The 16,511-nt window shown below is 46.1% G+C and carries 18 protein-coding genes; 6 read left to right on the top strand and 12 right to left on the bottom strand.

Annotation, left to right across the window (positions count from 1 at the left end; translation table 11 throughout):
• Positions 1 to 160: 160 nt before the first annotated feature.
• Positions 161 to 295, top strand: coding sequence for a hypothetical protein (locus AC6F33_RS02295; RefSeq protein WP_255748322.1), 135 nt, complete (start codon positions 161 to 163; stop codon positions 293 to 295).
• Between the two features lie 21 nt (positions 296 to 316).
• On the opposite strand, the gene AC6F33_RS02290 is transcribed toward AC6F33_RS02295, so the two are convergent.
• The 8 genes from AC6F33_RS02290 to AC6F33_RS02255 all read right to left on the bottom strand — a co-directional run bounded on the left by AC6F33_RS02290 (position 317) and on the right by AC6F33_RS02255 (position 8,434).
• Entirely contained in the window at positions 317 to 1,783 is a 1,467-nt protein-coding gene (locus AC6F33_RS02290) for an MDR family MFS transporter (protein ID WP_255748321.1), read from the bottom strand.
• Between the two features lie 186 nt (positions 1,784 to 1,969).
• A complete protein-coding gene (locus AC6F33_RS02285; protein ID WP_255748320.1) occupies positions 1,970 to 2,548 on the bottom strand; it encodes a DUF4811 domain-containing protein in 579 nt (192 codons plus the stop codon).
• Positions 2,549 to 2,586: 38 nt separating this feature from the next.
• Positions 2,587 to 4,059, bottom strand: a complete 1,473-nt coding sequence (locus AC6F33_RS02280; protein ID WP_500777627.1) for an MDR family MFS transporter — start codon at positions 4,057 to 4,059, stop codon at positions 2,587 to 2,589.
• 181 nt (positions 4,060 to 4,240) lie between these two features.
• Positions 4,241 to 4,786, bottom strand: a complete 546-nt coding sequence (locus AC6F33_RS02275) for a hypothetical protein (RefSeq protein WP_500777626.1) — start codon at positions 4,784 to 4,786, stop codon at positions 4,241 to 4,243.
• A 27-nt stretch (positions 4,787 to 4,813) separates the two neighbouring features.
• Positions 4,814 to 5,260, bottom strand: coding sequence for a hypothetical protein (locus AC6F33_RS02270; RefSeq protein WP_500777625.1), 447 nt, complete (start codon positions 5,258 to 5,260; stop codon positions 4,814 to 4,816).
• An 89-nt stretch (positions 5,261 to 5,349) separates the two neighbouring features.
• Positions 5,350 to 6,378 (bottom strand): NADH:flavin oxidoreductase/NADH oxidase, encoded by a 1,029-nt coding sequence (locus tag AC6F33_RS02265; protein ID WP_480947996.1) that lies wholly within the window; start codon positions 6,376 to 6,378, stop codon positions 5,350 to 5,352.
• Positions 6,379 to 6,384: 6 nt separating this feature from the next.
• Positions 6,385 to 7,416 carry a DUF1835 domain-containing protein gene (locus tag AC6F33_RS02260; RefSeq protein ID WP_500777624.1) on the bottom strand — a complete coding sequence of 344 codons (1,032 nt, stop codon included), beginning with the start codon at positions 7,414 to 7,416 and terminating at the stop codon, positions 6,385 to 6,387.
• Between the two features lie 97 nt (positions 7,417 to 7,513).
• Entirely contained in the window at positions 7,514 to 8,434 is a 921-nt protein-coding gene (locus AC6F33_RS02255; protein ID WP_500777623.1) for a ketopantoate reductase family protein, read from the bottom strand.
• Positions 8,435 to 8,599: 165 nt separating this feature from the next.
• Here AC6F33_RS02255 and AC6F33_RS02250 point away from each other — a divergent pair, with 165 nt between their 5' ends.
• Positions 8,600 to 9,232, top strand: coding sequence for a DUF421 domain-containing protein (locus AC6F33_RS02250; RefSeq protein ID WP_500778128.1), 633 nt, complete (start codon positions 8,600 to 8,602; stop codon positions 9,230 to 9,232).
• 71 nt (positions 9,233 to 9,303) lie between these two features.
• Positions 9,304 to 10,122, top strand: coding sequence for a MerR family transcriptional regulator (locus tag AC6F33_RS02245; protein WP_500777622.1), 819 nt, complete (start codon positions 9,304 to 9,306; stop codon positions 10,120 to 10,122).
• Between the two features lie 519 nt (positions 10,123 to 10,641).
• Here the strand turns inward: AC6F33_RS02245 and AC6F33_RS02240 are convergent.
• From AC6F33_RS02240 to AC6F33_RS02225, 4 genes are all read right to left on the bottom strand, one after another.
• Positions 10,642 to 11,199, bottom strand: coding sequence for a UbiX family flavin prenyltransferase (locus tag AC6F33_RS02240; RefSeq protein ID WP_500777621.1), 558 nt, complete (start codon positions 11,197 to 11,199; stop codon positions 10,642 to 10,644).
• A complete protein-coding gene (lpdD, locus tag AC6F33_RS02235; protein WP_480947999.1) occupies positions 11,196 to 11,552 on the bottom strand; it encodes a prenylated flavin chaperone LpdD in 357 nt (118 codons plus the stop codon). Before lpdD ends, AC6F33_RS02240 begins: the two co-directional genes overlap by 4 nt.
• A complete protein-coding gene (locus AC6F33_RS02230) occupies positions 11,549 to 13,033 on the bottom strand; it encodes a UbiD family decarboxylase (protein ID WP_500777620.1) in 1,485 nt (494 codons plus the stop codon). The genes lpdD and AC6F33_RS02230 overlap by 4 nt, the downstream gene beginning before the upstream one ends.
• A gap of 230 nt (positions 13,034 to 13,263) precedes the next feature.
• Positions 13,264 to 14,283, bottom strand: coding sequence for a zinc-binding alcohol dehydrogenase family protein (locus tag AC6F33_RS02225; protein ID WP_500777619.1), 1,020 nt, complete (start codon positions 14,281 to 14,283; stop codon positions 13,264 to 13,266).
• Between the two features lie 117 nt (positions 14,284 to 14,400).
• Here AC6F33_RS02225 and AC6F33_RS02220 point away from each other — a divergent pair, with 117 nt between their 5' ends.
• From AC6F33_RS02220 to AC6F33_RS02210, 3 genes are all read left to right on the top strand, one after another.
• Positions 14,401 to 14,751, top strand: a complete 351-nt coding sequence (locus tag AC6F33_RS02220; RefSeq protein ID WP_500777618.1) for a winged helix-turn-helix transcriptional regulator — start codon at positions 14,401 to 14,403, stop codon at positions 14,749 to 14,751.
• Positions 14,752 to 15,062: 311 nt separating this feature from the next.
• The gene (locus AC6F33_RS02215) at positions 15,063 to 15,452 is read left to right on the top strand and encodes a GntR family transcriptional regulator (RefSeq protein ID WP_255748309.1); all 390 of its coding nucleotides are present in this window, start codon (positions 15,063 to 15,065) and stop codon (positions 15,450 to 15,452) included.
• Positions 15,449 to 16,492, top strand: a complete 1,044-nt coding sequence (locus tag AC6F33_RS02210) for a DUF5808 domain-containing protein (protein ID WP_500777617.1) — start codon at positions 15,449 to 15,451, stop codon at positions 16,490 to 16,492. Before AC6F33_RS02215 ends, AC6F33_RS02210 begins: the two co-directional genes overlap by 4 nt.
• Positions 16,493 to 16,511: the final 19 nt, after the last annotated feature.

Raw genomic sequence — 16,511 nt, 5'->3', positions numbered from 1 at the left:
AAGTCAAAGCCCTTTCCTCTTACATAATCTGTCCAGAAGCCACGTGGCAAATCCGCTGTGAGCATCCGCATGTTTTTTTCCGACCGGGTTCATTCGAAAAGAGAAGCGTCCCGATAATAAGAAAGAGATTTATTTCTCGACATCTCAGGATGGCGAGCTGGTGGCTGATTGTCATCAGGCGATGCACATGGAAATGGATCGGCAAGGTATGGCATTAATGAACGAGTACACAGCGGATGACCTTAATTTAATCGCCGGCTTTCTAGAAAAATTGGCATCTCTTCGCCGACCTTAATCATAGAAAAATTTCATACTTTTACCGAATGGGGTGAGTGATTTGTCGGGTGTCCTTTATAAAAAAAGTCAGCGCCCACGTCAGAACGCAAAATCCGATTGCGACAAGAAACGCGGCATTCACACCATTCAATGCTGCATCCGTTTTGAGTAAATGGAATAAAGCCGGATCAGATCCATAGATGCTCTTTTCCGGCAATTCGCTTTTAGTTACATCGGACATCACACTGATCAGAATGGCGGTACCGATTGAACCGATAATGGTACGAATGGTATTGGTAACTGCTGCCCCATCGCTCATAAGCACATTAGGTAATGTATTCATGCCTGCAGTAGTCATGGGCATCATGACCATGGAAATGCCAAGAAAACGTACCGCATAGAGAATGATGATCGCACCTAATTGTGTGCTCATCGTCAGAAAAACGAAGGGAATCGTCCCCAGCGTTAACAGCCCCATACCTGTAATAGCAAGCTGACGAATGCCGATTTTATCGAAAATAACGCCGGACACCGGAGACATGAGGCCCATGACAAGAGCGCCGGGCAGCATCACAAGGCCGGAAAAAAAGGCACTTTCTCCCCGCACATTTTGAATATAAAGCGGCAGCACAAGCTCTGCACCGAACATGACGACCATCAAGATTCCACCGACAACAACAGAAAGGCTGAACAGTGGTGATCGAAAAACACGTAGATTCAGCATGGGATTGTCTATGGTCAGTTCTCGATAGATAAAACCAATAAGACCGATTGCTCCAAATGCGAGCGCTGCGATTACAATCGGCGAAGACCAGCCGTGATGACCAACACTGCTGAATCCATAAAGCAAACCCCCAAAGCCTAAAGTTGACAGCATGATTGAGACAAAGTCAATGCTCTTCTGTTCAAGAGGAACAATTTTTCGCATGGCTGCCGGCGCAAGGAGTGCCGCCAACAGTGCAATAGGAATAAACGCACAAAAAAGAACACGCCAGTTGAAATGGTCGATGATCAGTCCGGCACCCGTTGGTCCGATCACACGTGCAAAAGCAAGCACAAGACCGTCCAGCCCCATCGCCACTCCTCTCTTACTCTTTGGAAAAATGAGCAGAAGGATTGTCTGCATTAAGGGGATCATGATGCCTGTTGCAACCGCCTGAACCAGACGCCCAATTAAAAGCGTCGGGAAATTAGGTGCGGATATAGCCAGAAAGGTTCCAGCCAGAAAGATCAGCATCGCGGCCATATATAGCTTTTTTGAACTGACGCGATGCATCAGCAACCCCGTAATCGGAATCATAATTCCATTCATCAACAAGAATCCGGAGGTGAGCCACTGCCCGGTGTCCGCATCAATATGAAAATCGCGCATAATACCCGGAAGGGCCGTTGTGATGGCCGTATGGTTGGCAACAACACAAAAAGTACCGACAAGCAGAATAACGATCAAAAAAAATCGATTGTACGGTTTTCCGTCGCAATCGATACTGCGCATAGATTCAGTCATTACATCATTCTCCTTCAAAAAATCCGCACCTATTCTTCATTCTTATTTTTGTAGTATGGCTCATTCGGCACCTGTTCACTCATTGCAGCAACGAATACCAAGCGAATCCCATGAAACAAAAAACACCCACCTTTAACGGTGAGCGTTTCCTGTTGGTGCCGTCCCATTCAAGATTGGAGTCGGCTTTTATTTTTTCGCTTGCTTCTTTTGCATTTCTTTTTGCATTTTCTTCAGTTCTTTGACACTCATCACCTGATGATTTTCAGGAACATAGAAAACATTTTGCGTTGAAACGAGAACATTTTTATTTCCGCTGAACGCAAACAATTTCTTATAAAAATCGTTTTTAAACACGCGCCGTTTCTTCTCAATCGCAAGATAAGCCGACTGATCCGTATTCTTCACCGCATTTTTGTCGGTGATTTGCGTATGCTTCATTTTCGGCTTGCCCTGCTTCTCCGTATTATAGATGTAAATCCGATCTTTACCCGCATCTTGATGAAGCAGCATAAACGGAACCTGCGGATTCGCTGCCGCACCGGTTGCAGAGTAGATCGAAACTTTTTTTGTAAATACCTTCGTCTTCATTCCGAAATGGCTATGCTCGTTCATAACCAACAAAGTCTCACTGCCGAGAAACACGATCAAAGACAGAGCAACTAAAAGATACTGAAGCCATCTATGCTTTGAGAACAGCTTTGAACCGCTCGTGAAGATGAATATGACGAAGAGTATAACACTTATAATTAACGTATATAAAATCACATCATCACTTCCCATTTCATAAAATCAGATCTATTCAATTAATCTGCGCCTTGAGCCGCCGGATTCTTCTCCTTGCCTTTAATGAAAAAGGTCAGAACAAGCGTCAGCAGGCAGAAGATAATGGCAACCATGAATGCGGTGTTCATGCCATTTAGTGCGGCATCAATCGATTTATGCATGAATTGTGCCGGATCGGTGTGCTTCAAACTGCTGCTTGGCGCGTTGTGCTTGGTCACATTGGTTAGAATACTGATCAGCACAGCCGTTCCAATAGAGCCGGCCACCGTACGAATTGTATTATTGACCGCGGTGCCATGGCTCATCAGCGAGTCAGGCAACGCGTTCATCCCAGCCGTTGTTACCGGCATCATGACCATGGAAATTCCTAAAAAACGTACGGCATACAGAACAATAATGGAAGCATAGCTCGTATGCTGCGTCAAGAACATGAACGGCAAGGTTCCGGCTGTGAGCAGAAAAATTCCGGTGATCGCCAATTTGCGTGAACCAATCCGGTCGAAAATCAAGCCGGTAACCGGACTCATCAAGCCCATGATGATAGCGCCAGGAAGCAGGATCAGCCCTGAATGCAGAGCGCTCTCGCCCCTGAGGTTCTGAATATAAAGTGGGAGTACCAGTTCCGCACCGATCATTGCCATCATAACAATGCTGCTGATGACAACCGACAGCGTGAAAATCGGCGATTTGAATACTTTCAGCTCCAGCATCGGTTCCTTCATAACCAGCTGCCGCCAAATGAATAGAACGATAAAGATGCAGCCGACAATAAGCGGCCATATCACTCGGCCATCCGACCAGCCATAGTTACCGACACTGCTGAAGCCATAGAGCATACCACCGAAACCAATTGTCGATAAGACAATGGACAAGTAATCAATCCGCGGATTCGTAAGCGGTACAACTTTTTTCATAGCCGCGAAGGCAAGTACAATGACTAATGCCACAATCGGAATCATCATGTAGAAAAGTACGCGCCAGTTGTAGCTGTCAACAATCCATCCGGAAAGCGTCGGGCCGATCGCCGGTGCAAAGGCGACAACAAGTCCGCCAAGCCCCATGACAATACCGCGTTTTTCTCTAGGCACAATTAATAGAGAAATGGTCTGCATCAGCGGCATCATAATTCCTGCACCCGCAGCCTGAATAATTCGGCCGGTTAAGAGTAGTGAAAAATTCGGTGCGACAGCCGCCGCAACCGTTCCAAGCAGGAAAATGGTCAAGGCACTGATATACAGAACCCTGGAATTGATTTTATTAATAAGCAGCGCGGTAACCGGGATCATTACACCGTTCATCAGCAAAAATCCTGAGGTCAGCCACTGTCCAGTCGCTGCCGTGATATCGAAATCTTTCATGATATCAGGGAGCGCTGTCGCAAGCAACGTCTGGTTCAAAATCGTACAGAACGCACCGATCAGCAAAATAATAATTAAAAAGGTCCGATTATACGGTTTTCCGTTAATATCAACGGTCGTATTTTTTTGGGTCATGCATCTAACTCCTTTACTTAATTCAGATGAATTTTCATTGCAATTCGTCTCAATTATTTTTACACAATTTCTCGCACATCAACCAAACAGCCGAATTGTCCACAGTCGATGGTACCCCCCGATTATGAACTTAATATGAATGATGCAATTTTTTTCATTAGTTAAGGAAAATTATTTCGATCTATGAACAAGAAAAAAATGTGATCGAGTCAAATTGCCTATGACTTTTCGTATTGGCACGGCTCTGAGCCCGCGTTTGTGCATGGGGATCGTTGGTTCGTGCATTGAGCTCTGAGTTTCGTGCATTGAACCCCTTTTTTCGTGCATTGACTTGGCTCTGAGCCCGCGTTTGTGCATGGGGACCGTTCTTTCGTGCATTGAGCTCTGATTTTCGTGCATTGAATAGGTTTTTTCGTGCATTGACCCGGCTCTGAGCCCGCGTTCGTGCATGGGAACCGTTCTTTCGTGCATTGAGCTCTGAGTTTCGTGCATTGAATGGGTTTTTTCGTGCATTGATTCGGCTCTGAGCCCGCGTTCGTGCATGGGAACCGTTCTTTCGTGCATTGAGCTCTGGTTTTCGTGCATTGAATGGGTTTTTTCGTGCATTGATTCGGCTCTGAGCCCGCGTTTGTGCATGGGGATCGTTCTTTCGTGCATTGAGCTCTGAGTTTCGTGCATTGAACCCCTTTTTCGTGCATTGATTCGGCTCTGAGCCACGTTTGTGCATAGGGACCGTTCTTTCGTGCATTGAGCGCTAATTTTCGTGCATTGAATGGGTTTTTCGTGCATTGACTCGGCTCTGAGCCGCGGTTTGTGCATGGGGATCGTTCTTTCGTGCATTGAGCTCTGGTTTTCGTGCATTGAATGGGTTTTTTCGTGCATTGACTCGGCTCTGAGCCCGCGTTCGTGCATGGGGATCGTTGGTTCGTGCATTGAGCTCTGAGTTTCGTGCATTGAATGGGTTTTTTCGTGCATTGACTCGGCTCTGAGCCCGCGTTCGTGCATGGGAACCGTTCTTTCGTGCATTGAGCTCTGATTTTCGTGCATTGAATGGTTTTTTTCGTGCATTGACTCGGCTCTGATGGGGATCGTTGGTTCGTGCATTGAGCTCTGATTTTCGTGCATTGAATGGGTTTTTTCGTGCATTGATTCGGCTCTGATGGGGATCGCTTGCTTCGCTTTGCCATGCTTCAACTTTCACAATCGCTTATCCACAAGTCGATAATTTATAATTTTTTTCTAGACAAAAAAAGCCTCCTCCCTGAATTAGGAGAAGGCACTTCATTTTATTTAGTGTGCGAATCCGGCAAGGTACTGCTCCGGAACGGCTGTTTCTTTATGAAGCTTGGCAGCGGCTTCCAAAGTCCAGTATGGATTTCTCAGCATGCCTCGGCCAACAGCAACGAGATCGGCTTCTTCATTGCCAATTACTGCATTCGCCAGCTGCGGATCATCCAGCCGTCCGACCGCGATGACCGGCGTGCCGACAGCTTTCCGAATTTCCCGAGCAAACGGTACTTGATAGGCGGCGTGTGTCCCCGGTTTTCCTGCTGCAGCGATTGGACCTTCGCCGCCGGCACTGACATGAAACAGGTCGACACCCGCTTCCTTATATGCCTTGGCGATCGGAATGCTGTGCTCCAGTCCGTATCCGCCGTTCACATATTCAATCGCAGATATGCGCATGATCAGCGGCATCTCTGTAGGCATTTCCTTCTTAACCGCTTGAACAACCTCTGAGCCAAACCTCGACAGATCCTCGCCATATTCATCCGTCCTTTTGTTGGTAAAAGCAGATTGGAACTGATGAATCAGGTAGCCATGCGCGCCATGCAATTCGATTGCATCAAATCCGGCCTTAACCGCCCGCTTCACAGCTTGTGCGTATCGGCCGGGCATCGCCTTGACCTCATCCGTTGTAAGTGCACGTGGCGTTTTATACTCATCATTGAATGCAATGGCAGACGGGGCAACCGGTACCGGAGCATCCTGCGCTTTGCGCCCAGCGTGCGCGATTTGAATCGCGACCTTCGCACCGTACTTGTGGCAAGCGTCGACAATCCGTGCAAGTGCCGGAATTTGTTCGTCGGACCAGAGCCCAAGATCGTTATCAGTGATCCGTCCATCCGGCTCGATATCGGTCATTTCGATAATGATGAGCCCTGCGCCGCCAATCGCCCGACTGACATAGTGCACGTAGTGCCAATCCGTTGCAATCCCATCCTTTTTTTCAACGGAATACTGACACATCGGCGGCATGACAACACGATTCTTTAGTTCCAAGCCTTTAAACGTCCATGGTGTAAAAAGATCAATCAATGCAGGTCACTCCTTAGTTAATTTTATCTGTGCGAATCTGATCCGTTCCGGTACGGTCTTAATCACGAATCTTCCTGATTGGATCAATGCGCGAATGCGGGCTTCAATAAATACATCACTGACCCATTGATGCTCCCTCACTTCCCCAATGACTGTTCCTATTAAGCGGACACAAAGCATACCTGATTTACAATCAGCTTGACGGCTTAGATCAGTTGCTGCCTTGATAATCTCACGGTCAAAATAGCGATTGGAAACTGCTTGAACATGATTATCTTCCCAAATTCGGAGCAAATCTTCAGTCTGCGAGAGTCTCATCCACTCTTCATCAAGCCTGGAGCGATCCGAATCGCTGAGCGGCACTTGATGCCCATACTTTTTAAACAGCATTTTGAGTATATCGGGTGCCATCTCCCCAATGTGTGAGTAAATGGCACCGCCACCTTCTTCTTCGAATTTTCTTTTAAAGTATGCGGAAGGATTGATGACACGCAATTCATTGGATCGTCCTTTTAAGAGATGAACAATAAAAAAAAGCGCTGTTTGTTCCCAGGCATTGTCAGAGGCCCAGATTATAATCGGCACGTTTTCATGAATGGCACGAATCGCCGCAACAGCAACACTAATTGGGTGTTCTTCTTCTTCATTATCCTCTACGAAATTCTGGCTGATCCAGTCTATTCTTCGACGCATTCCATTTCTTTTATCCAACTGTCCCAACGGTCCGATTGAAAGATCAGAGGATAGAGCGATAATTTTACCATGTTTTACGTTCAGGCTGCTTAGACCAACTTTTAAACTCCCTGCCGCTGATTCACCGCAAACAATATGCACCTGGTTCAAATCCTTGTCATAAAGCGGCTCCTCCGGTTCCAGGTCGATAAACTCATCATAGATGCGGCGGAGTTCATTGAGGAGCGTATCTTGCGCTTTTTTTGACTGATCTGCAGTAGCAATTTCTTTAAAAAGAATCATCAACAAACTCTTGCTTTCTTTCTCATTCAATTGGCTGACACATCGTCGCAAATGTTCGATCATTGAAGTCGTCTCCATTCTAACAAATCATTGAATACTTACCAAACGTAAAGACTTGAAAAAAGCTGAATGCCAAAATGGTCATTCAGCTTTTAACTATTTATTTCGCATAGCTCTCTTCGATGGTGCGAATTCGATCATAGAGAAAATCATTAACCGGTGTCGGAATCCCGTGCTTCTGTCCCAGTTTGCGAATGGTACCCGCAAACAGATCGACCTCGGTCGGGCGATGCTGCAAGGTATCCTGCCGCATCGAAGGCATTCCTTCAGGATTCAGAGCATCATTGATTTTCAACCAACCAGCGATCTCACTTTCTTGAAGCGGCACCCCTTCAGCATTGGCGACTTTGACCACTTCCTTCATCGCGGCGATGACTGTTTCACGCGGCTTGCCCGGCACCTGTATCCCGCCGTAATTGGTCTCGAAGACAGCAGTCGACTGATTTACACCTGTATTGACCATCAATTTGCTCCACATTTTATGGAGGACGCGGTCAGGAATTTCATAAGGAATTCCCGTTTTTTCAAACAGACGGGCCAGGTCGTCCACCTTTTCACTGCGCGTGTCGTCGGCTTCTCCAAAACTGACGAATCCTATATTCTTGTAGGTCAATTCATTGCCGATTTTCGAAGCATCCATACCGGCGACAATACAATAAAGCAGTTGATCAAAGCCAAATGCCTCACCGATCATCTGTTCACTAGAGATACCGTTCAACACGGAAAGCAGGACCGTCTGCTTACCGATTTGGTTTCCGGCACTTTCAATCGCACCTTTAAGCCCGGTGTATTTCACTGCGAAAATCAATAGATCAGCAGGATCGCCTTGTTCGTTTGCATCCACATAGTGAAAATCACATAGCTCCCCATTGCAGTAAATACCTTCTCTTTTGTATCGCGCGATTCGGTCATGATCGGCAACAATCCGTACCGCATCCTTGCCTAAATGATCTGCCATTTGTTTTCCATACATAATTCCTAACGCGCCGAGCCCAATAATCGCTACCGTCTTGATCTCCATTCCTCTTCCTCCGGATCGGTTTGAATTTTTCTGTAAAGTTTCTTTACATCTGATTATAAACGTTTCAATCAATAGCTCACAACTGATCAGCCATACATAGAAAATGGCGCGAATTGCCAAACTATCTTTAAAAAATGGATGAAGGGTTTGAGACTCGTGAATTTTATGATGCGTTTTATTGACTTCCATCCAAGCTGGCTGTGGAAAGCCGTTGTCATTATTCTGTTTGGCATTTTGTTGATTCGGATTTCAGGGCGAAAATCGATTTCACAAATGACTATTCCACAAACGGTCATTATGATTTCTATTGGGACATTACTCGTCCAACCCATCAGTGGGAAAAGTGTTACCCTTTCCTTTGTCATCGGCGCTATATTTGTATTCACTCTTTTTTTGATAGATCTTATTCAATTGAAATGGGACTGGGCAGAATCCCTCTTTTCCGGACACGCTAAAATCATTATAAAAAATGGAAGACTGCGTCCGATTCGTCTGAAAAAAATGAAGATGACGGTGGATCATATTGAGATGCAACTTCGGCAGATGGGCATTGAACGGATTGAAGATGTCGAGATGGCAACCGTTGAACAAAGTGGACAAATCGGCTACTTGCTCGTTTCCGGTCAGAGACCGGCAACAAAAGCAGATATTGCTGAACTTCGAGACGACCTGAATGTCATCGCTCGGGCGCTCAAGGTTCAGCTGCCGTCCGCACAATCGGAAAAACAGCCGGAGGCTAGCCTGTTCACTGAGATTGAGCTGAATCACAAGCGGCCTATTCCACGAAAATTGCACTGACTACCTCATCGTTCACTTGCCTGAGAGCCGTTTTTCACGATACACTTAGGTGAACGAAAGGGGCAAAAATCGTGAGCAGCAAATTGTCGATCAGCCAGATGGCGGAAATTCATAACATTTCGAGACAAACGCTCATCTATTACGATAAAATAGGCTTGTTTCAGCCAGACAGCAAGGACACCAACGGCTACCGATACTACAGCGTGCGACAAATCCCCTTTCTAAGAGAAATCTGCTTTCTAAAGTCAATTGGTGTGCCGCTGGATGAGATCAAGCGAAACATTAAAGGACGCGATGTAACTAGCGCGCTGACCCTTCTTACGTTCCACGAAAAAAAGATCAATGAAAAAATTGACGAGTTACTCAGCATACGTCGTTCCATCAAAAACCGATTGTCGGTTTATCAAGATGTTGATCAGAGCAAGGAAGAACTCTATCGCCCGGTGATTGAGCAATTGCCTGAACGCAAAGTTGTCTTTGTGCCCTTCGACAGTGAAGTCGACAGACCAACATTGCATTTGACGATGATGCGTGCCTGGCGCTTGTTGCATGAACACGGCATTACGCCCTCGGGACGTTTTGGCACACTGATTAAGCACGAAATGATGACCGGTGATACGCCGTTCAGCCAAGCCGGCGTTTTCATTGAAATTCCCGATCAAACGGCTAAGGTCTCAGAAACTATAACACTCCCGAGCGGATCCTACGCTTGCATGTATAAGTATGGAATGCCATACGATTTAAGCTATGCCCGACATCTTCTCGAATGGATCGCAGAGCATAAATTTGAAGTGACCGGTCCAATTATTGATGTCTGTTTGCTTGATGCCACCTTCTACGCAAGTGAACACAATGCCGACCTGTGCCAACTGCAGATTCACATTCACTAAGGTAATGTGAATCGAACGCTGGTGATTAAGCTCGCACCTCCGGCCTTAGGTTGAATTTTCGACTCGTTCGGTTTTACTTTTCCGTTCTTAGGTTGAACTTCTCATGTTCGGTTCTACTTTTCCAATCTTAGGTTGAACTTTCGACTCGTTCGGATTAACTTTTCGCTTATTAGGTTCAACTTCTCATGTTCGGTTTTACTTTTCCGGTCTTAGGTTGAACTTTCGACCCGTTCGGATTAACTTTTCGCTTATTAGGTTGAACTTCTCATGTTCGGTTCTACTTTTCCAATCTTAGGTTGAACTTTCGACTCGTTCGGTTCAACTTTTCGCTTATTAGGTTGAACTTCTCATGTTCGGTTTTACTTTTCTAATCTTAGGTTAAACTTTCGACTCGTTCGGTTTTACTTTTCCGATCTTAGGTTGAACTTCCCCGCCGTTCGCTCTCATTTTTTCTTTTCATAGTTCGTATGCGAAAAACAGGAGTTTCTCTCAATAAGAAGCTCCTGTTCTCTATTGTTTTTATCCGTTCCAGCGTCGGGATCGCGCATTTGGGATGCCCAATTGATCGAGAATTTTCATCACATGATGGTTGACCATATCGTCCAATGTTTTCGGATGATTGTAAAAGGCGGGCATTGGCGGCACGATGCGCACGCCGAGCCGCGCAAGTTTCAGCATGTTTTCCAAATGAATTGCGCTGAGCGGTGATTCGCGAGGACAGAGAATCAGCTTGCGATTTTCCTTAATCATAACTTCGGCTGTGCGCGTGATCAAACTGTCTTCATAACCATTGGCAACTGCGCTCAGAGTTTTCATACTGCATGGAACAATGACCATGCCGTCGGTTAGAAACGAGCCGCTTGAGGTTCGTGCGCCAAGATTCCGATTGTCATAGAGCTCATCCGCCAACTTTTTTACTTCATTAAATGCGTAGTCGGTCTCGATCTCCAAGTTATTTTTTGCCCAGTCACTCATAATCAGATGTGTTGTCACATCTTCTGCCTGATGCAGGGCTTCAAGCAGCTTCACCGCAAAAATGGTGCCAGACGCTCCGGTCACGCCAACAATAATGTTCATTGGTCATCTCCCCGTTCGTTCAATTGTACGCACAAGTCATTGGCAAGCGCCATAGATAGTACTTTTACCTGATCAATTTCCGGTTTGGTAATCTGATCCACATGAATACCGCAGCAGATCACAAAATGTCCGCTAAACCTTTGGCTCAACACTTGGGCAATCGGTTCGGTCACAAAACGCTCCTTGTGCGTACCGAAAGCGAGTGTTTGCGCATCCATACCTTTGGCAGCGATCGTCACAACGCCTAAATGTGGCCGGTCGCCACCCGTCAGCATCACGCATAGATCCTGGCCCATTCTTATTGCAGTTAAATCAATCGTGATGCGTCCCGACTTTTTCGTCAACCGGATCATTTGAACAGCTCCGGTGCGAATCGACTTGGGTCAACATCCATGAATTTAGCGCGTTGAAATTTATTCTTCAAATGATAAGGAACTGTGCAATCAAAAATGGTCTTGCAGGAGATGCCTTTATCACGAATGTACGGATTGTATTCCGGATTCTGAGTCGGATCGAGCGGATGACAGCGGACACCTGGAATAAAAATGGTATCGACATCTCCCTGATAACGCGTGTTCATCGCCCAAAGTACATCGCTCGTATCAAATATGTCGACATCCTCGTCCACGAGCATGACATGCTTCATTTCAGAAAACGCGGCAAAGGTCAGAAGTGCCGCTTGACGCTGACGTCCTTCATCGCTCGGCTGTGTTTTTTTAAATTGCAGAATCGCCATGTATTTGCCGCCTCCTGATGGATGGCAGTACACATTCAACACCTTGCCCGGCATTGCGCGTTCTACCATTTGCAGAATGCTCGCCTCGGTCGGAATTCCGGCCATGTTCACATGCTCTTCGCTTGGCCCAATCACGGTTTGCATAATCGGATTCTTACGATGCGTGACCGCCTTCACTTTGATAAGCGGCACTTGAGCGACTGCCGGACCCGTATAGCCCGGAAATTCAGGCATCGCTTTACCGGTATTTGTATTTTGATCCTCCCGCACATAGGCTCCAGGAATCAGCTCGCCTTCAATCACATATTCCGCATTGGCAATCGCTTTTTCATCAATCGTGAGACATGGAGTAAGCTCCACCGCCTGATTGCGGATCGCTCCAGCGACACTGAGCTCGTTGTAGCCAAGCGGAGTGGTCGGCGGTTCGAAACAAGCGCCGATTTCAACTGCAGGATCGACACCGATGCTGATGGAAATTGGGAGCGGACGCCCTTCTTTTTCCGCCTTTTCACGAAAGACACCGAGGTGGCGCGCACCCGGAACAAAGTACATTGAAATTTCATTCTTGCTTTGGAGACACAGTCGATGAATCGTGACATCCGAATCTCCGGTCTGCGAATCCGACGCATAGCACATCCCCATTGTGACGTACGGCCCGGCATCCTCTTCCGTATTCGTAGGTGCCGGAATCAGCTTGCGAATATCGAATCCCGGCTCATCCGCATAATGTACGACTTCTTGGCATTTCGGCTTTTCATTGATGACAACCGGCTGAATCGGATTCTTGACTGCTTCATTGAGTAGAAAACCGAGGCGCTCCGGCTCCGTTCCAAGCATCATCGCCACACGTTCACGGCTGGCTAGCAAGCCAATTAAGACACGTGCATCCGGATGCCCTTTCACATTATTAAAAATCATCGCAGGTCCTTTTCTCGTTGGACGCATCACGGTTCCGCCCGCACCTACATGACGGTAGACACCGGAAATTTCCGCCTGCGGATCAACTGGTTCATCCGTTTCAATGAGCTGACCGGACACCGACTTTAACAGCTCCAAAGCCGACCGCATATCCGTAATTTTTGCTTCTTTCTCAACCACACGAACTCACTCCTTTTTTGTAATTCATGAATCACACAAAATTAGTCCGTGCTCATTTTACAGTGTATAGCAGCTATACAGTCAACTACGCTCCGTATGGTACAAAAAAAATGCCGCGGCTGATTTCCCGCGACATTCTTATTCTCATCTTAATTAATTCGTTTCTTTGCTTTGCTCTGATTTGTTCTTCTCTTTAAAGAGTCGTTCCCGAAGGCAGTTCATTCATCTCTTTAATTTTCGCCAACAACAATTTTTCCGATCATCTTGCCACTTTCAACCAATTGATGTGCTTCGCGCAGATTTTCTGCGTTCAACGGTGTCAGCTTCTTTGTTACGGTCTGCTTAAGGACACCATTGTCCAGCAATTTCGCAACTTTTGTAAGCAGATTATGCTGCTCAATCATGTCCTCGGTTTCAAACATCGGACGCGTGAACATGAATTCCCAGCTAAACGTGATACTCTTAGGCTTAATCAAGTCCAGATTAATGCCGTCTCCGATTTCCACAATGGAGCAGATATGGCCTTGCGGTTTGATCACGTCATACATGTTCTGCCAATGTCCCTTCGTGTCGTTCAAGCAGAGAATGGCATCAACCGTATCAAACGGAAGCTTCTCAAATTCATCTTTAAAGGATTGTCTGTGATTAATGACCTCATCTGTGCCAAGATCTTTTACCCACTTAATCGTTTCCGGCCGTGACGCCGTAGCAATGACATGAAGGCCAGCCCATTTGGCAAGCTGAATGGCAATCGATCCGACGCCGCCAGCACCATTTATAATGAGCAACCGTTTTCCAATATTTTCCTCATGATGTTCGGCGCTAAACGGCAACCGAGCAAATAGAGCTTCATAAGCAGTAATACTTGTCAAAGGTATCCCTGCTGCAGTCAGAAAATCCAACGTTTCCGGCTTATGTGCAACAATTCGTTCGTCAACTAGATGCTGGTCGATATTCGTTCCTTTTCGCGTAACATCCCCTGCGTAATAGACTTCATCACCCGGTTTGAACAGGGTCACCTTTTCCCCCACTGCCACTACGATGCCACTCGCATCATAGCCGACGATCCGTGCGCCGTTCGTTCGTCCGTTCTGCGCATTTCGCACTTTCGTGTCAACCGGATTAACAGATACAGCCTTTACCTGAACAAGAAGATCATGCCCTGTCGGCTGTTGAACAGGAATCTCTATAGGAACAATACTGTTTGAATTTGAAATATCTGTTGTTTCAAATGTGCCGAATGCTTTCATCAAATCTCTCCCATCCTCATTTCGATTACACTTATAGTATAATGGCACTAAAGCGGATCGGGTAGAACGCACAATGTCGTGACGTAGAAACAAGAATGTAACCTAGGAGGCTTATTAATGCGGAATCGAAAAGCAGGATACGCCTGCAAACATTGCCCTGTTGAAACAACCCTTGATATCATCGGCGGGAAATGGAAAGGCGTCATCCTTTATCATATAATGACGAAAACAAGACGATTTAACGAGATGCGCCGTCTCATGCCGGGTGTGAGTCAGCGTATGTTAACGCTTCAGCTTCGCGAATTAGAAAAAGACGGTGTCATTCATCGAGAAGTATTTCCAGTTGTTCCACCAAAAACAGAGTACTCGCTCACTGCGTTTGGGGAAACCTTGAAACCGATTATTCAAGAGATGAAGCACTGGGGCGATCATTATGAACAGACTCATCAGGACCTCCTAGAAAAATAAGGCATGCGATGCTCTTGACTGAGCACGGGCATAGCCTTATTTATTTTTGTCTAAAATTTTGTCTAAAATTTTGTTTAAAAGATGAGCAAAACTTGCTGTACTTTACGTGTGTCACGTTTTTCCTATTCGTTTAAATCACCTTATGCTCGATTAGAGAGGCATTTCAAAATCCGGATGCTGATTTATTTACTTGAATCAAGGGATCATCTTTCTTTGGGAGCATACTTTCTGAAAATAAATGATTTCATAGACGAATGACATCTTTATTGTTATACTTAATATATAACAGATAGAACAAGAGGCGATTACTGATGCTCCTTTCGATCGATTTCGGTTCTGACCAGCCGATTTATATGCAAATACGCAATGGAATTGTCAACGGAATCGCTTCCGGTAATTTGAACGACGGTGATCCACTGCCTTCTGTCCGTACTCTAGGAGCAGAAATCGGTGTCAATCTTCATACCGTCAATAAAGCCTACCAATTACTTCAAAGCGAAGGGTTTATTGAAATTCAGCGGCGGCGCGGAACCTTTATCAAAGCCGGAGATGCAGCACAAAATGCGGCTGAGTTTCTGGAAAACTGCGGTGATCCGTTGAAAACACTTGTCTCTGAGGCGGTTACACGCCGCGTTGATCGAGCCGTGCTGCATCAAATGATTGATCACATGTATGACGAACTGGAGGGTAATGAATCGTGAACGAAAACATCCTCATTCTTATATGCACCTATGTCCTTGTCGCGTGTCTCATGATTATGCAGCCTTGGTTTTCAAGAAAGAATGTTCTGTTTGGTATCGTTTTTGCCAATCCTTCAATCTGGAGAGATGCTCAGGCAGCATCGATTCGTCGCCGCTACCTAGTTAGATCTGCCGGTACTGACCTTGCGCTGTTCGTTATTCTTCTTTTTCTCTCATTTATCCTAACCGATGAAAAGTGGCTCTTTGGATTTAGCATGGTTATGCTCGCTCTCATTGTAATCGATTCGTTTCTCTTTGTTCTTGCCAACCGGCAGACTCGAAAATTGAAGCAGAGTATGGCTCCGGATGCCCAACTAACTACAAAAAAGATTGTTGTTGACCTGGGCAAAAGCGACCGAGAAACCGTATTGTCTCTCAAATGGGTTCTTCTCTTGGTTCCGGTCTTCGTTGCCACCCTCGCTGTCGTGTGGTTCGGTTATCCGTACATGGCTGACTCAATTCCGACGCATTTCGGAATCAGCGGACCCGACCGATGGGCACCAAAATCATGGCATACCGTACTGTCACCGGTGGCATTGGAGCTGATGCTCGGCGCTCTTGTTCTCTTTACTCGGCGCGCACCCGCGTCAGTTAAAGGAAATCCAAATGCTACTCCGGGTTATGCGCAGTATCGAAAAATGATGACTCTTTTGCTGATCATTTTTTGTCTGTTATCAGAGATTCTGTTCTTTCTGGTTGTTCTCAGCTTTATCACGCCGATCAGTCCGCTGTGGTTTGCAATTCTATCACTTGTTAATTTGGGATTTTTGATTACGATGATTTGGCTCTATATACGCTTTGTTCGCAGCAAACATGTATCGGGGCCGATCCTTGATGACGACGGCAAGTGGATTTGGGGCATCTTCTATTTTAATCGCTCCGATCCCTCGATTTTTGTGGAAAAACGAGTCGGAATTGGATTCACGGTCAATATGGCTCGTCCGATTGCGTGGATTGTCCTAGTTGGGATCATCCTCATCACCATCCTGCTCTCTCGATAAACAGGACGTTCAAAAATTA

Source organism: Sporolactobacillus sp. BBK16-2, assembly GCF_059878335.1.
This window is presented reverse-complemented; position numbering and strand designations above follow the sequence as displayed.

Bases quoted from the DNA above. Each gene is read 5' to 3' on its own strand.
- AC6F33_RS02290 (WP_255748321.1), bottom strand. From the start codon at position 1,783: ATGACTGAATCTATGCGCAGTATCGATTGCGACGGAAAACCGTACAAT.
- AC6F33_RS02280 (WP_500777627.1), bottom strand. From the start codon at position 4,059: ATGACCCAAAAAAATACGACCGTTGATATTAACGGAAAACCGTATAAT.
- AC6F33_RS02275 (WP_500777626.1), bottom strand. From the start codon at position 4,786: ATGCACAAACGTGGCTCAGAGCCGAATCAATGCACGAAAAAGGGGTTC.
- AC6F33_RS02260 (WP_500777624.1), bottom strand. From the start codon at position 7,416: ATGATCGAACATTTGCGACGATGTGTCAGCCAATTGAATGAGAAAGAA.
- AC6F33_RS02255 (WP_500777623.1), bottom strand. From the start codon at position 8,434: ATGGAGATCAAGACGGTAGCGATTATTGGGCTCGGCGCGTTAGGAATT.
- AC6F33_RS02250 (WP_500778128.1), top strand. From the start codon at position 8,600: ATGATGCGTTTTATTGACTTCCATCCAAGCTGGCTGTGGAAAGCCGTT.
- AC6F33_RS02240 (WP_500777621.1), bottom strand. From the start codon at position 11,199: ATGAACATTATTGTTGGCGTGACCGGAGCGTCTGGCACCATTTTTGCG.
- lpdD (WP_480947999.1), bottom strand. From the start codon at position 11,552: ATGATCCGGTTGACGAAAAAGTCGGGACGCATCACGATTGATTTAACT.
- AC6F33_RS02225 (WP_500777619.1), bottom strand. From the start codon at position 14,283: ATGAAAGCATTCGGCACATTTGAAACAACAGATATTTCAAATTCAAAC.
- AC6F33_RS02220 (WP_500777618.1), top strand. From the start codon at position 14,401: ATGCGGAATCGAAAAGCAGGATACGCCTGCAAACATTGCCCTGTTGAA.
- AC6F33_RS02215 (WP_255748309.1), top strand. From the start codon at position 15,063: ATGCTCCTTTCGATCGATTTCGGTTCTGACCAGCCGATTTATATGCAA.